Raw genomic sequence first — 14,654 nt, 5'->3', positions numbered from 1 at the left:
TGACCCCCCCCCCCCGCCGCACATACCGGGGGGCCGCCGCCCCGGGGCCGGGCGCGGCCGCGTCCCCTCGGGCGTCGTGGAAGGCATCGTGGGAGGCATCAGGCGCTTCGGCCGGATCACGTGGGTCGGCCGGATCACGCGGGTCGGCAGGATCACATGGGTCGGCCGGATCACTCGGGTCGGCCGGGCCGAAAGACGGCGATGAAGTCGATGCACAACACCGTTATATTGCACGGTGATTGCTATGATCTTCAGATTACTTCTGGACAAAATTTCCCCCGGAAGTGGGACGTGATGCCCTGAGCCGGACACGGCTCGTACGGCTTCGCGTGCGCGTCGCAGGCGGTACGAGGGATCCCCGCACCCGTCGGCGACTCCGTCCCCTCGCAGCAGCAGAACCCAGCCGACCAGCCTGTGCCCCCGCACTCAAGCACCGAGGGACCGCGGAATGCCAGTGCCAGCCCCCAGCCACCACCGCACGCACAAGGACCGGGCGCTGCCGTCGGCCGTGCCGCTCCTGCTGCTGGCGGCGGCGGCCGTGGCAGGTGGAGCGGCTGTCTCCGGCGCTCCGGACCCGGCCCGCCCCTGGGTGGCGGCCACCGTCGCCGTGGCCTGGGGCTCTCTGGCCCTCGTCGTCGTCAGCGGCGTCCTGCTCCTGCGGGCAGCCCGGCGCCGTACCGCCACGGCCCGGGGCGAAGTCGAAGGGGTCCGGACCCAGTTGGCCGGATTCAGCTCCGCCCTGGGGCATCTCCTGAACGTGAGCCTGCCCGCCGCCGCCGGCCGACTCCGCGAGGGCGCGGGCGCCCAGGAGGCCCGTGCCGCCGTACCGGCCCCCGCCGAACCGCAACTACGCCGGGTCCTGGAGCTGTTCACCCAGGAGATCGCCGACGCCCGGCGCCTCGCCGCGACAGCCGCCGAGGAGCGGGACGCGGCCCTCCGCCAACTCACCGGAGCGGGCGACGCGCTCGGCCTCCTCGCCGGCACCACGCTGCCCGAGGCCCTCACGGCGCTGCGCGCGGGCCGGTCGGCCGACACCGTGCTGGCCACCGTCCAGGTCCCGGCCGATCCCCGCCTGCGGACCGTGCTCACCACCGTCGTCAGGGACTTCGCCACCAGCGAGCGCCGGGCCGCCGCGGCCCAGGCGGCCAGCGCCAAGGCGCTCACCCGGGTCCAGGCGAAGGCCGTCTCCATGCTGGCCGACCTGCGCGACATGCAGGACCGCCACGGCGAGGACGTCTTCGGGGACCTCCTCAGGCTCGACCACAACACCTCCCAGATCGGCCTGCTCACCGACCGTCTCGCCCTCCTCATGGGCGGACGGGCCAGCCGCGCCTGGAACAAGCCCATCCCGATGGAGTCGATCCTCCGCGGCGCGGTGGGGCGCATCGTCGCCTACCAGCGCGTCCGTCTGAACTGCTCCAGCAACGCCGCCATCGCCGGGTTCGCCGCCGAGCCCGTGATGCATCTGCTGGCCGAACTCATGGACAACGCCGCGAACTTCTCGCCGCCCATCGACCAGGTCCATGTCTACGTCGAGGAGCGCACCGCGGGCATCGTCGTCACCATCGAGGACAGCGGCCTGAAGATGGCCGGCGCGGCCATGCGCCGCGCCGAGGAGTCGGTCTCCGGCAACAACACGGACCTCGCCCTGCTCCAGGGCACCCGCCTCGGCCTCGCCGTCGTCGGACGCCTCGCCGCGAAGTACCACATCAGCGTCAACTACCGCCCGTCCTCCCGTGGCGGCACCGGCGTCGTCGTCCTGCTCCCCCCGCAGCTCCTGGCCCAGCAGCGCGATCCCGCTCCCGGCCGCGCCCGCCCCGTCCCCGAGGCGACGCCGCTCGCCACCGCCGCCCCGGCGGTCACCCGGGCCGCGCCGCCCGCGCCGGGCCCGGCCGCCTCCCCCGCCCCGCCCACGTCCCAGACCGCTCGCCCGGCCACGTCCCCGGCCGGTCCCTCGGCCGCCACCACCGGCGGACTGCCCGTCCGTCCGCCCGGCCGCACCATGGCCGCCGCCGACCAGGGCCGGACCCGTCCCCCGGCCGGGCGCCCGGAGAGCGCCCCCTCCGGCCGGGACGCCGGCTCCCAGTTCGGAGCCTTCCACCGCGCCCGCCGTACCCCCGACAGCCCGTCCGCCCAGAGCCCGTCCACCCCCAGCACCTCCCCCGACCGTCCATCCGCCGGTCCCACCGGTCCTGCCGGTCCCGCCGACCCCTCCGGCCCGTCCTCGGCTGAAGCGCGGCTTCAGCCTCCTCCGCAGCCGTAGGCACAAGAAACCCATCCCCCGTTCGGAACGCGAGAATGGAGGCACGGGCGGATGACCCGCTTTCAGGGCCGTCCCGCCCCACGCACACCATGCAGACCACTGACAACAGCTTGACCTGGCTCCTCGAAAACCTGCTGGAGCGCACCCGCGGCACCCGCCACGCCCTCGTGCTCTCCCGCGACGGACTCAAACTCTGCTGGACCCAGCACCTCACCCTCGACCAGGCCGACCAGCTCTCCGCCATCTGCTCCGGCATCCAGGCCCTCGCCCAGGGCGCCTCGGTCGAGTTCGGCAGCGGGAGCGGAGGCGTACGCCACTCCATGACGGAGTTCCACGGCGGGCTCCTCTTCATCGTCGACGCCGGCGAGGGGGCCCACCTCGCCGTCATCGCCGGGGAGGAGGCCGATCCCGGCGCGGTGGGCCATCAGATGACCGAGCTGGTCGAGCAGATCGGTGAGCACCTGCGGGCCGAACCGCGCTCTCCCGGCCGGAACAGCTCTCCCTCGTGAGCCGCCGGCCCGACGTCGGGAACCCCGACCGGCTGTACACCGTCACCGCCGGCCGCAGCGAGGCCGACAGCGACACGTTCGACCTGGTCACCCTGATCGTCGCCGAATGCCGGCCGGTACCCGGCATGCAGTCGGAGCACGCCCGCATCCTCGACCTCTGCCGTCACCCCACGGCGGTCGTCGAGGTGTCCGCCGAGCTGAAACTGCCCGTCATGGTCGTACGGATCCTGCTCGGCGACCTCCTCGACACCGGCCGCATCACCGCTCGGCACCCCACCGCGGCCCGCTCCGACGACCTCCCCGACTCCGCCCTCTTGAAGGAGGTGCTCCATGGACTCCGCAACCTCTGAGCTGCCCGCTCGGACCCCCCTGGCCGACGCCGCCGAGACCGGTCTGAAGATCGTCGTCGTGGGCGGCTTCGGCGTCGGCAAGACCACGCTCGTCCGGTCCGTCAGCGAGATCCGGCCGCTCAACACCGAGGAGGTCATGACCGAGGCGGGGGTCGGGGTCGACGAGACCTCCGGGCTGCCGCACAAGACGACCACCACCGTCGCCTTCGACTTCGGCCGGATCAGCCTCAACGAGCGCATGGTGCTCTACCTGTTCGGCGCGCCCGGCCAGGAGCGGTTCTGGTTCCTGTGGGACCGCCTCTTCTCCGGCACGCTCGGCGCGGTCGTGCTGGTCGACACCCGGCGGATGAGCGATTCCTGGTACGCGATCGACCGGCTCGAACACCATCGGACCCCGTTCGTCGTCGCCGTGAACCGGTTCCACGACGACCCGGACGAGTACTCGCTGGAGGAGATCCGGCAGGCGCTCTCACTGCCGGAGCACGTGCCGCTGATCGACTGCGACGCACGGGTGCGCGCGTCCGGCAAGAACGTCCTGATCACCCTCGTGGACCACCTCTACGCACTCGCCCTCTCCCGGGAGACGACACCGTGACCGACCCCGCAGGACTCCCCGCGGGCGGGGCGCCGCCGCCCGGCTGCCCGGCCCACGCCGGCGCGGTGCGGCTGGCCGGGCTGGAGTACCGGCAGACCCCGGCCCAGCTCTACCGCGCGCTGCGCAGGGAGCACGGAGCGATCGCCCCCGTCCTGCTGGACGGGGACATCCCCGCCTGGCTGGTGCTCGGCTACAGCGAGATCTCGTACATCACCGCACATCACGAGCTGTTCGCCCGGGACTCGCGGCGCTGGAACCAGTGGCCGGACATCCCCGACGACTGGCCGCTGATGCCGTTCGTCGGCTACCAGCCCTCGGTCATGTTCACCGAGGGGGAGGAACACCAGCGCCGCGCCGGGGTCATCACCGACGCGCTGGAGGCCGTCGACCAGTTCGAACTGGCCCAGAACTGCGAGGACATCGCCGAGGGGCTCATCAACTCCTTCGCGGGCAGCGGCCGGGCGGAGCTGGTCACCGAGTACGCCCACGCGCTGCCCCTGCGGACCGCCCTGCACCTCTGCGGGCTGCCGTCCACCAGCACCGAGGCCGACGAGCTGGTACGGGACCTCCGGATCACCCTCGACACCGCCCCGGACGAGGACCAGGTCACCGCCTACGGGCGGCTGGCCGAGCGCGTGGACCGGCTCATCGGGGACCAGCGCGACAGCCACGGCGCCAACCTCACCTCCCGGATGCTCGCGCATCCGGCCGGGCTCACGGACGAGGAGGTCCGCGCGGACCTGATCGCCATCCTCTCCGCCGTGCAGCAGCAGACCTCCAACTGGATATCCAACGGCCTGCGTCTGCTGCTGACCGACGAGCGGTTCGCGCTGAACGTGGCCGGCGGACGGCTCAGCGTGGGGCAGGCGCTCAACGAGGTGCTCTGGCTGGACACCCCCTTGCAGAACTTCATCGGCCGCTGGGCGGTACGGGACACCCAACTCGGCGGCCAGCGCATCAAGGCGGGCGACTGTCTGGTCCTCGGCCTCGCCGCGGCCAACACCGATCTGAGCATCTGGCCCGAGGGCTATGTCGGCGCCGAGAACTCCGCACACCTCTCCTTCGGCAACGGCGAGCACGGCTGCCCCTATCCGGCCCCCCTCCTCGCCGATGTCATCGCCCGCACCGCCATCGAGACGCTGCTGGAACGCCTGCCCGACATGGTGCTGTCCGGGGAGCCCGAGGAACTGGTCTGGCGCACCTCCACCTGGTCGCGAGGGCTGCTCGCCCTCCCCGTGGAGTTCACCCCCGTCGCGCGGTAGCCCCTCTGACCGGACCGTGCGGGCGGTGGTGGCCCCACGGGGAAGATGCCCGGCCATGGATTTCGGTACTCAGGCCCACTATTGTCTGAGGTCCGGCGGTCCCCGGACGGGGCCCGCTCCGGCGGGGCGCCCATCAGGGCGTTCCCCAAGGGCAGTCAGTACGGAAGGCGCACACGATGGGCAAGCTGGACGGCAAGGTCGCCATCATCACCGGGGCGGCCCAGGGCATGGGCGCGTCACACGCCCGCAGGTTCGTCCGCGAGGGCGCCAAGGTCGCGCTCACCGACCTCAACGAGGAGTGGGGACGGAAGATCGCCGACGAACTCGGCGAGAACGCGCTCTTCCTGCGGCACGACGTCACGTCGCTCGCCGACTGGGCCCGCGTCCTCCAGGAGACCGAGGAGGCCTTCGGCACCGTGACCGTCCTGGTCAACAACGCGGGCATCCTCGGCCCGGTGACCCCGACCGTCGAACTCGACGAGGAGGAGTACCTCCGCGTCTGCGCCGTCAACCAGCACTCGCAGTACTACGGCATGAAGACGGTCATCCCCTCCATGCGGCGGGCCGGCGGCGGCTCGATCGTCAACGTCTCCTCCATAGCGGGCATCGTCTCGATCGTCGGCTCCCCGAACCTCGCCTACGTCGGCAGCAAGTTCGCGTCCCGGGGCATGACCAAGCATGTCGCGGTGCAGTACGGCCCCGACAACATCCGCGCCAACTCGGTCCACCCCGGCTACATCAAGACCCCCATGATGGCGGCGGCGACCGACGAGAACGGCGGCGGGATCGCCGAGGCGGTGCCGCTGCGCCGCATGTCCGAGGCGGACGAGGTGTCCAGCCTCGTCCTCTTCCTCGCCTCGGACGACTCCTCCTACATCAGCGGCACGGAGCACATCATCGACGGCGGCCTGACCGCTCAGTGAGGCCTCTGCCGGTACGGGCCGCCTCAATCGCGGGCGGCGGCGCCGAAGGGGGAGCCGCCCGACGCGCGCGGCCGGGCGGCGGCTCCTCGGCCCGTCAGGTCAGCGGCGGCTCGAAGTCCCAGTAGGGGCGGTTGCGGGAGCGGGCCGCGACCGTGTGGACGTGCTGGGCGCCCAGGGTGGTCACCAGGTCGTCCAGCGCCTCCTGTTCGACCTTCTCGGCGCGCTGTCCGTCCCGCAGCCCGCGCAGGTCGGCGGCGTGGGCGATGCGGGCCGAGAGGGTCAGCGGGTGGGTGCGGCCGAGGGTTTCGGTGGCGCGCGTGACGGTGTCGTCGCTGAGCGAGGCGGCGCCCTCCGTGTCGCCGGTGATGTTGCGCAGCGCGGCCGTGTTGATGGCGCACCCCAGGGTCCAGGGGTGGGTCTCGCCGACGGCGCGTCCCATGTCCGTGAGCGCGTTCTCGGTGACGTCGAGCGCCTGGTCGCGTTCGCCGACGCTGCGCAGGATCAGCGCGTGGTTGGAGCGGCTGCCCGCGACGTACGGGTGGCCCTCGCCCAGCATCGTCACATAGCCGTCGACGACCCGCTCGCTTATGTCCCTGGCGCGGTCGATGTCGCCGTGCTCGCGGGCGAAGCAGCTCTGGCCGGCCGCGAACATCATGGTCAGCGGGTCCCGTTCGCCGAGGACCCGTTCGCAGCTCTCCAGGACCTGGGTGAACAGCGCCCCGGCCCGGCCCCGTTCGCCCGAGCGGTACAGGCACAGGGCGAGGTTGAACTCGGCGCGCAGGGTCTGCGGGTTGTCGCGGCCGAGGACGGTCCGGTGGATGCGGGCGCTCTGCGACTGGAGCGATTCGGCCTCGCCGTAGCGGCCGAGGAGCCGCAGGTCCGTCGCGTAGTTGATCTCGGAGTAGAGGGTCCAGCTGTGACGCGGCCGCAGCAGTTGCCGACGGGCGTCCAGGGTGCGGCGGTTGAGGTCCAGGGACTCCTCGTACCGGCCGAGCAGCCGCAGCGAGATCGCCAGGTTGTTCTGCGCGTTGAGGGTGCGGGAGTCCTGCTCGCCGAGGAGTTCGCGGAAGGAGGTGAGGAGGCCCCGGGAGATCTCGTACGCCTCGTCGTACCGGCCGAGGCCGCGCAGGTCGGCGGCGAGTCCGCCGGCCGCCCGCAGGTGTTCCAGGTCCTGTTCGCCGCGTTCCTCGCGCAGGTGTGCCACGGCGGCGCGCTCGATGGCCTCCGTACCGGCGTAGTCGCCCACCGCGCGCAGCAGGTTGGCGTAGTGGTAGCTGAGGTCCCAGATCCTCGGGTGGGTCTCGCCGAGGAGCCGCCGCCAGGCTTCCAGGGCGCGCCTGCCGAGGTTGATACCGGCCTGGTATTCGCCCGAAAGGTACATGTAGCGCAGGCAGTTGAGGATCAGGGTGTGCATGGCGGGGTCGGTGCTCTTGAGTACGTCGGCCCATTTGAGGTGCGGGGTGATCTCCGCGTACCGGGGCCACAGCCGGGTGTCGGTGGGGCGCATGGGGTCCGCCTCCACGAGGGCGCGGCGTACCACCTCGATGAACTCCGCGTGGTCCTGCGCGGGCATGTCCTGGTGGACGATCTGGTGGACCATGCGGTGCATGTAGAGCGAGTCGCCCGCGGCGCCCGCGAGCGAGGACTCGCCGACCGCGTCGTGGACCTCGCGCTCGCCGACCCCGGCGGCCCGGACGACCGCGTACTGCCGCAGCTTGTTGATCGCGCGCGCCCAGCGCACCGGGTCGTCGACCAGTCCCCGCAGCTTCTCGGGGAGGGTGTCGGGAGGCAGGTCGCGCACCAGGCGTACGGGGATGGCGCCGGGCGCGAAGAAGGTGCACAGACGGAGCAGGTCGACCGATTCGGGGACGGTCTCGCGGAGTTTGTTGAGCAGTATCGACCAGCCGGTCTGGAAGGCGAGGGGGAAGTCGCTGGAGATCCGGACGACGTCCTGGTCGACCCCGTCCTTGAGGAGGTCGATGTACGCCTCGACCGACATGTCGGAGTCGTTGAGCCAGCCGGCCGTCTGGTCGAGCAGCAGCGGCAGGTCCTCCAGCGCCTCCGCGAGGCGGCCCGCCTCGTCGTAGGTGAGGCGGGGGGCGCGGCGGCGGACGAACGCCACGGACTCCGTGCGGTCGTAGACGGGGACTTCGAGCAGGGTGCTGTTGTGATCGGCCCACTCCGGGTTGCGCGCCGTGATCAGCACATGGCCGGGTCCGGTGGGGACGAGGTCCCAGATCTGGTCGGGTTCGTCGGCGCCGTCCAGGATGAGCAGCCACCGGCTGTACGGGTCGCCGCGCCGCAGCGCGTCACGGGCGGCGCGCAGCCGTTCGCCGTACTCCACACCGGTGGACAGGCCGAGCGCGGGAGCGAGGGCGGCCAGCCGCTGGCGGCAGGTGACGCGCTTGTCGGCGGAGACCCACCACACCACGTCGTACTCGGCGCCGAAGCGGTGCGCGTACTCGGCGGCGAGCTGTGTCTTGCCGACGCCGGACATGCCGTGGAGGGTGACCACCCCGGCGCCTCTGGCGGCCTGTTGGAGTGCGTGGTGGGCGGCGTCGAGCAGGGGCTCGCGGCCGGTGAAGCGGGTGTTGCGGCGGGGTACGCCGTCCCAGATGTCGGGTGACTCGCCGGGGTAACGGGGGCCGCGCCGGGGCCCGTCGGGCTCCTCCTCGCGGAGTCCTTCGGTGGCCATGCCGAGCTGGGTCAGCAGCCGCCGTTCGGCCTCCTGTTCGCCGACGGTGTCCAGGCCGACGGCGGCGAAGACGGCGGCGGCGCTCGGCAGTTTCTCCGCCTCGTTGGTGACGGAGACGCCGAAGAACCGGTCGCGCTCGGCGGCCACCACCTCGCGCAGCGCGGTGTTCCACTCGTCGTGGCCGCGCGGGCCGAGCTGGAAGTACCACTGGCTGACGACGACGAGGACCGGGCCGGGCGCGAGCAGGAGGTCGCGCAGGCACTGGGTCAGTGTCATGTCGTCCGGCGGGTCCCACCGCTGGTAGGAGACGGTCAGTCCGCGCCGCTCCAGACGGTCGCCGATCCATGCCGCCCAGGGGCGGTTGTACCCGGCGAAACTGATCGTGACGGCACGGGGCCCGGTTGCTCCAACTGACTTACGCGCTCCGGGCATTCGACCGTCTCCCTGCATCGTCATACGCCCTTTTAACATACCCCGGACCGGCTCGGATCCATCCTGGTGCGCGCCGTCTCACGTTGCGTTCCTTTGGCGCCAGATCATCCGTGCCGTACGGACGTAGGAGGCCGCGCGGGCGCGGTGGCCGGGCGGCGGGGGGCTGTCGGCGAGCCGGTGGTACACCGCGATCATCTCGTTGACGAGGACGCGGCCCTCCCTGGTGAGCGCGCCCGAACCGGCCAGCACGGGCAGGACCGCGCCGACCTGTTCGCCGGCGCGCGCGTGTTCGGCCCACGCCTGGTCGCGGACGGCGAGGCGGTCCGCGCCGAGGGCGAGGCGCTGCCAGTAGTCGGCGAGCGCGATGTGCGAGTACGCGCCCTGGAGCAGCCCGTCGAAGGGGCGGGGGTCGGAGCGCCAGGGCGCGAAGTGCCGGGGCGTGGCGTCCTCGTGGTGGAGCGGGGTGAGGGCGGCGAGCGCGGCGAGCTTGGTGTGCTGGAGTTCGTGCACCAGGGTCGACGCGAAGTAGGCGGGGGTCGCGGGACGGCTGGTGAGGACCGCGCCGAACGCCTCGCGGCGGGTGCCGCTGCACTGCGCGGAGCCGTCGCCGGCGGGGGCGGAGCCGGGCGGCGGTGCGAGCGGGACGAGGCAGTGCAGCAGGGTGGCGGCCTCCTCGGCGCGGTGCGGTCCGCCGGTCCGCAGCAGCGGCTCCACCCCGGCCCAGGACCGCGCCCACTGCGCACGGTGGCGCGCGTCGAGCCGGATGACGGCGGACAGCCCGTGCCGCGCCTCACCGTTGCCCGCGGAGCGGTACGGGTCGACGTCGTCCAGCGGTACGGGGGCGGCCCCGGGCCGTACCGGGGGCAGCGCGAGGACGGGCAGCCACCGCGGGTCGCCGCTCCCGGCCCCGCCGTGGGGGTCCAGGCGTACGGTGACGGGCGCGGCGCCCTGCTGCCGTAGCGTCAACCGGTCGCCGTCCAGGGCGGCGTCGACCGGTACGGGCCCGTCCCCGTCGGTGCGCAGGGCGCCCAGGGCGGGCAGCACGAGCAGGCCGTCGCGGGCGGTGAGCCGGACCCGGAAGGGCAGCCGGGCGCGGAGCGCGGCGGTCGCGGCGAGGGCGCCGAAGTGGTCCAGATCGGCGGCGAGCCGGGGCGCGGCGTCCGGCCGCGCGGCGATCAGGCCGTGCAGGCAGCGCTGCGCCCAGGGGCCCACCAGCGGGTAGAGCAGCACGGCGCGTACGGCGTCCCGGCCGGCCCGTTCCGCGGCCTCCAGCAGCGCCCAGTCGTCGCGCAGCCGGGCGAGCGCGGCGGGGGTGCGGAGCGCGGCGGGGGCGTCGGCCGCCGCGTCGAGCACGGCCCGCAGCAGGACGAGCCGGCGGGTGTGCTGGTCGCGGACGAGCAGCCCCAGCGCCTCGGCGCCGCCCTCGGTGCGGCCCAGTGCGCGCAGGGCCCCTTCGGGGAGGGCGGCGCTCACCGGAGGGCCCCGGGCCCGGCCACGGGAACGGTCGGGGCGAGTGGCGCGCCCCCGGGAACGGACGGTGCCCCGGGCCCGGCCACGGGGGCCGGCGGCGCGAGCGCCCCGGTGAGCCGGGCGGCGACATGGCGGATCAGCCGCTCCAGGTCGGCGCAGTAGACGGAGCGCTGGGTGAAGCCGTGGCCCGCGCGGTAGCGGTGGGCGTAGTGGCCGCCGCCGCAGACGGTGAGCAGCGGGCAGGCCCGGCACGCGGCGGCCAGCGCGGCGGCGCCCGCCTGCCGGGCGGCGACCCCGGGGTGGCGCAGCGCGTCGTCGAAGGAGTGGTGGCGGATGTCCAGCCCGGTGGCGGCGGCCGTGTCGTAGGCGGACTTGAGCGAGTCGACCTGTTCGATCGCGCCGTCCGTCTCGACGACGACGGCGTTCACCGGGTCGAGCCCCAGGGACTCCGTCGCGCCCGGCAGCCCCAGCAGCAGCGCCACGCACTCCTCGAAGAGCCGCACCCGGGTCTCCCGCCGGTCCGCCCGCCACCAGCGGTCGAAGATGGCGGTCAGCCAGTCGCCGTACGGGGTGGGCCGGCCGGGGCCGGCGGCCGGGGCCGGGTCCCCGGGCCCGGCGGCGGGCAGTCCGGGCAGTCCCGGCGGCGGGCTGGTCCAGTTGCCGTGCGGCAGCAGCAGATCGAGCGCGGGCGGGCGCAGCTCCAGCAGCGACTCGTACAGCTCGACCGGGTCGGTGCGCGGGTCGACGACGGTGAGGATCCCGGCGTACGCCTCCGGGCGGTGCGCGGCGAGCAGCCGGGCGCCGCGCGCGGCTGCGGCGAAGGACGGGCGCCCCGCGTGGTCGGTGCGCGCGGCGTTGTGCGCGGCCCGTCCGCCGTCGAGGCTGATGCCGATCCGTACGGAGTGCCGGGCGAGGGTGGTGATCGCCCGCTCGGTGAGCAGGGTGCCGTTGGTCTGGACGGTGGCGTGGACCGTACGGGCGGGGCCCGCCCGGTCGCGTACGGCGTCGGCGAAGGCCCCGAGCCGCGCGGCGCCGACGAGCAGCGGCTCCCCGCCGTGCAGGACGAGGGCCAGTTCGCGCAGCCCGTGGGCGCGGGCGTGTTCCGCGATCCGGTCGGCGGCCCGGTCCAGGGTGGCGGGGGACGCGGCGGCGGGGCGGGTGCGCCAGGTGCGGTCGGGGCCCGCGTACAGGTAGCAGTAGCGGCAGGCCAGGTTGCAGCGGCCGTGGACCTTCACGATGAACTGCGCGAAGGGCACGGCCCCGGGGCCCTGTGCGGAGCCGGGGCCCCGGCCGGGCTCCGCGCGGGGCGGCGTCCCCTGTCGAGACACCACTGCGCACCCCCATCGCCGTACGGAGTCGTCGGGCGGCCCGGTCCCGGGCGCCGGGGCGGAGGCCGAACGCACCGCCCAGAGGGTCCTGCCCCGTAACGTCCTTCTCAGAACGCGTTGTTGAACCCCCAGAGCATGTCGCGGGGCTGCTCGGCCCGGCCGCGCAGATCCGCCATCACCTCGCTGAGCACCGGGTGGTCGAGGGTGCGCAGGGCGGCCAGGTCCAGGGCCAGCAGATCGGGCAGCTCACCGGCCGTACCGGGCGGCGGGGCCGCCGCGCCGCCGGGCCCGCCCTCGTGGCTCCCGTACGCCCCGTTCCCCCGTTCCGTGTTCTCCCGCTCCCGGCCGCCGTGCGCCGCGTCGATCATCACGCCTCCCCGTCAGGTCCCTGCGGCGCGCACCGCTCAGCGTTCCAGCTCGGCCAGCCGGTCCGCGGTCGAACGGGCCGTCTCGCCGCCGCCGTCCGGCAGCTTGCGCCACTCCGTGCGGGCCGACCGGTACGCCTCACGCGCCGCCCGGGGCCGACCCGCCTCCTCATAGGTCTTACCCCGCCAGTGGCCGGCCGCAGCACGCAACGCGACGGCTTCCAGCCGTTGTCGCGGATTGTCCATCTCCTCCTCGGCGGTCCTGGCCGCGTCCGCCGCGTCGCGGAACGCCTCGGCCGCGTCGTCCAGCCGGGCGGGGCGGTGCAGCGTGCGGTAGGCGTCGAAGTGGGAGCGGCCCAGCTCCAGCCAGCAGCGCGCGGCCGTCAGCGGGTCGCGGGCCTCCTGCGCGGCGAGACCGAAGAGGTGTTCCGCCTCGCGCAGATCCACCCGGTCGTCGTTGATCCGGTGGCGCAGCATCAGCGCCTGGCCCAGCATCAGCAGCCGCTCCGCCTGCCGGGCGGTGCCGGTCGCCGTCTCCGTACGGCAGTCGCGCAGCACCCGGACCGCCGCGCCGGTGTGCGGCGCCCCGTCCGGGAGTCCGGCGCGACGCAGCAGGGTGGCGCCCCACTCGGCGAGCAGGTCCGCGTGGGCCCGGGAGTCGCGCGCGGTGGAGCGGGCCGCGCGGGCGAAGAACTCGGCGGCCTCGTCCAGATCCGCGGGGTCCTCGGAGCGTTCGTGGCGGGCCACCCTGACCCGTCCGGCGCGGATCCGCAGCGAGGCGAGCAGCCGCTCGTCCCGTACGGTCGCCAGCGACTGGTCGACGAGGGTCGCGGCCTCCTCCAGCCCCTCCCCGGAGCGGAGCAGCGCGTCCACCAGGTCGAGCAGGATCCGGGCCTGGGTGGAGACGGTGTGGCCGCCGGGGGTGAGCGCCTTGCGCAGCGAGCGGGCCGCCTGGGCCGCGTACACCTGGGCCTGTTCGGGGTCGGAGGTCGCGCCGGAGAGCCGCAGCAGGGTCCTGCCGTGCGCCAGCGGGAGCCCCGTCGGCCGGTTCTCCTGGTCGGGCCAGACGTCGGCGAACGCCTCCAGCATGCCGATCGCCCCCTGGAGCAGCGCGCTGTCGCCGCCGAGCCGCCACTGCGCCTCCAGGGCGCGTACCCGGTCCAGGGTGAGCCGCAGCGCCTCGCCGGGATCGAGTCCGGGCGCCGCGCAGGCGACGGTGTACTCGCGGTCGGCACGGCGCAGCAGCTCCAGGGCGCCGGAGCGGTCGCCGCGCCGCCGCCGGTCGTCGGCCGCCGCGTGCAACACCTTGGCCAGAACGGCGCGTTCGCGCACCGCCCGGGGGTGGGCGGTGGCCCGTTCGGCGGCGCGCTCCGCCTCGCCGAGCAGTTCGCCGCCGCCCTGGACCTCCCAGAGCCGGAGCAGACAGCGGGCGAACTCGGCCCACAGTTCGGGGTCGGAGCCGCCGGGCGCCTCGCGTTCGGTGGCGCCGCGCAGGAGCTGTACGGCGTCGATCAGGTACTGGACCATGCTGTCCGCCTCGAACTGCGCGGTCAGCTCGCGGGCGCTCTCGACGGCCGCGTTGACCGGCTGCGCGGTGGTGCCCGGCCCGGCGCCGTTGAGTCCGTACGCCGCGAACTGCTCGGGCAGCGGCATGAACTGCTCCAGCACACGGGCGGCGACCTCGGCGAAGGGGTGCGGGACGCGCGGTCCGCCGTCGGTGGCGCCGCCGTCCGGGCCGAACTCCCCGCCGAACTCGGCGTCCTCGTCCGGGTCGCCGCCCGGGTGGAGCGGGCCGTGGCGCTCGTTGCCGAGCTGTGCGAGGGCCAGCGCGGGGAAGTTGGGGCCGCCGCGGCCGAAGTGCTGCTCTATGTACTCGGAGCAGTGCTTCAGTACGAGGACGGCCTCGTCCCGGCCCAGCGGTCCGAGCAGCGCCTCCTGGACGCCGGGGGTGAACTCGTACCAGGGCCCGTCGTCGGCGCCGTCGCCCTTGCTGCGCGAGAGCAGCCCGCTGAGCAGCACCTCGGCGAGTTCGGAGGGGCCCGAGTCGGGCAGCATCGTGCGCTGGACGAGCTGCATCACCGGCAGGCAGAGCGGGGCGGCGGCGAGATAGACGGCGAGCTGTCCGGCGACCGGGGAGGCCGCCGAGCGGAAGCGGCTGACGAGCTGGAGCGAGGACATCCGGTCGCCGGGGCGCGGCGCGGGCGCCGGCGGCTGGTCGGTGCGCACCCAGCCGACCGCGCCGGAGATCCGGCCCGCGCCGGTGCCGGAGAGCAGCCGCGCCCAGGCGCCGAGTGCGCCCGCGACGGGCGGCAGTACGGGGACGGCGAGGGCCCCGGGCCGGGCGGCGGGTGCGGTGGCCGCGTCGCCGCCGACCGTCAGCACGGCGGCGCCCGCCCGTCCCTCGCCCCGGGATAGGACCCCGGATGTGTCGGGCCGTCGTGTGCGGTTACAACTTCGCTGGG

At 74.2% G+C, this 14,654-nt stretch carries 11 protein-coding genes; 6 read left to right on the top strand and 5 right to left on the bottom strand.

Annotated elements, in window-relative coordinates:
• Positions 1–448 precede the first annotated feature (448 nt).
• The 6 genes from ACFXPK_RS25240 (at position 449) to ACFXPK_RS25215 (ending at position 5,902) form a co-directional block, all read left to right on the top strand.
• A complete protein-coding gene (locus tag ACFXPK_RS25240) occupies positions 449–2,263 on the top strand; it encodes an ATP-binding protein (RefSeq protein WP_385078857.1) in 1,815 nt (604 codons plus the stop codon).
• A gap of 89 nt (positions 2,264–2,352) precedes the next feature.
• A complete protein-coding gene (locus tag ACFXPK_RS25235) occupies positions 2,353–2,772 on the top strand; it encodes a roadblock/LC7 domain-containing protein (RefSeq protein ID WP_385005199.1) in 420 nt (139 codons plus the stop codon).
• Complete coding sequence (locus ACFXPK_RS25230; RefSeq protein WP_385078854.1) at positions 2,769–3,122, top strand: DUF742 domain-containing protein; 354 nt, start codon at positions 2,769–2,771, stop codon at positions 3,120–3,122. Before ACFXPK_RS25235 ends, ACFXPK_RS25230 begins: the two co-directional genes overlap by 4 nt.
• Positions 3,103–3,717 (top strand): ATP/GTP-binding protein, encoded by a 615-nt coding sequence (locus ACFXPK_RS25225; RefSeq protein WP_385005203.1) that lies wholly within the window; start codon positions 3,103–3,105, stop codon positions 3,715–3,717. Before ACFXPK_RS25230 ends, ACFXPK_RS25225 begins: the two co-directional genes overlap by 20 nt.
• Positions 3,714–4,979, top strand: coding sequence for a cytochrome P450 (locus ACFXPK_RS25220; RefSeq protein WP_385078850.1), 1,266 nt, complete (start codon positions 3,714–3,716; stop codon positions 4,977–4,979). The genes ACFXPK_RS25225 and ACFXPK_RS25220 overlap by 4 nt, the downstream gene beginning before the upstream one ends.
• A 176-nt stretch (positions 4,980–5,155) precedes the next feature.
• Entirely contained in the window at positions 5,156–5,902 is a 747-nt protein-coding gene (locus ACFXPK_RS25215) for an SDR family NAD(P)-dependent oxidoreductase (protein WP_385005207.1), read from the top strand.
• Between the two features lie 94 nt (positions 5,903–5,996).
• Here ACFXPK_RS25215 and fxsT read toward each other — a convergent pair whose 3' ends face one another.
• The 5 genes from fxsT to ACFXPK_RS25190 all read right to left on the bottom strand — a co-directional run.
• Complete coding sequence (gene fxsT / locus ACFXPK_RS25210) at positions 5,997–9,029, bottom strand: FxSxx-COOH system tetratricopeptide repeat protein (RefSeq protein ID WP_385078845.1); 3,033 nt, start codon at positions 9,027–9,029, stop codon at positions 5,997–5,999.
• A gap of 78 nt (positions 9,030–9,107) precedes the next feature.
• On the bottom strand, positions 9,108–10,502 hold the full coding sequence (locus ACFXPK_RS25205) for an aKG-HExxH-type peptide beta-hydroxylase (RefSeq protein ID WP_385078842.1): 1,395 nt from the start codon (positions 10,500–10,502) through the stop codon (positions 9,108–9,110).
• Positions 10,499–11,755 (bottom strand): FxsB family cyclophane-forming radical SAM/SPASM peptide maturase, encoded by a 1,257-nt coding sequence (locus tag ACFXPK_RS25200; RefSeq protein ID WP_385078864.1) that lies wholly within the window; start codon positions 11,753–11,755, stop codon positions 10,499–10,501. Before ACFXPK_RS25200 ends, ACFXPK_RS25205 begins: the two co-directional genes overlap by 4 nt.
• A 179-nt stretch (positions 11,756–11,934) precedes the next feature.
• The gene (fxsA, locus tag ACFXPK_RS25195; protein WP_385078839.1) at positions 11,935–12,195 is read right to left on the bottom strand and encodes an FxSxx-COOH cyclophane-containing RiPP peptide; all 261 of its coding nucleotides are present in this window, start codon (positions 12,193–12,195) and stop codon (positions 11,935–11,937) included.
• Between the two features lie 36 nt (positions 12,196–12,231).
• The coding region (locus ACFXPK_RS25190) for an SAV_2336 N-terminal domain-related protein (RefSeq protein ID WP_385078836.1) at positions 12,232–14,654 on the bottom strand (2,423 nt) is incomplete at its 5' end.

It is taken from the genome of Streptomyces sp. NPDC059142, from assembly GCF_042755665.1.
GTDB lineage: Bacteria > Actinomycetota > Actinomycetes > Streptomycetales > Streptomycetaceae > Streptomyces.
Note: the sequence above shows the minus strand (reverse complement) of the source record. Positions and strands in the feature narration are given on the sequence as shown.

Excerpts from the sequence above, each read along its gene's own strand:
- ACFXPK_RS25215 (WP_385005207.1), top strand. The coding sequence starts at position 5,156 with ATGGGCAAGCTGGACGGCAAGGTCGCCATCATCACCGGGGCGGCCCAG.
- fxsA (WP_385078839.1), bottom strand. The coding sequence starts at position 12,195 with ATGATCGACGCGGCGCACGGCGGCCGGGAGCGGGAGAACACGGAACGG.
- ACFXPK_RS25240 (WP_385078857.1), top strand. The coding sequence starts at position 449 with ATGCCAGTGCCAGCCCCCAGCCACCACCGCACGCACAAGGACCGGGCG.
- ACFXPK_RS25225 (WP_385005203.1), top strand. The coding sequence starts at position 3,103 with ATGGACTCCGCAACCTCTGAGCTGCCCGCTCGGACCCCCCTGGCCGAC.
- fxsT (WP_385078845.1), bottom strand. The coding sequence starts at position 9,029 with ATGCCCGGAGCGCGTAAGTCAGTTGGAGCAACCGGGCCCCGTGCCGTC.
- ACFXPK_RS25235 (WP_385005199.1), top strand. The coding sequence starts at position 2,353 with ATGCAGACCACTGACAACAGCTTGACCTGGCTCCTCGAAAACCTGCTG.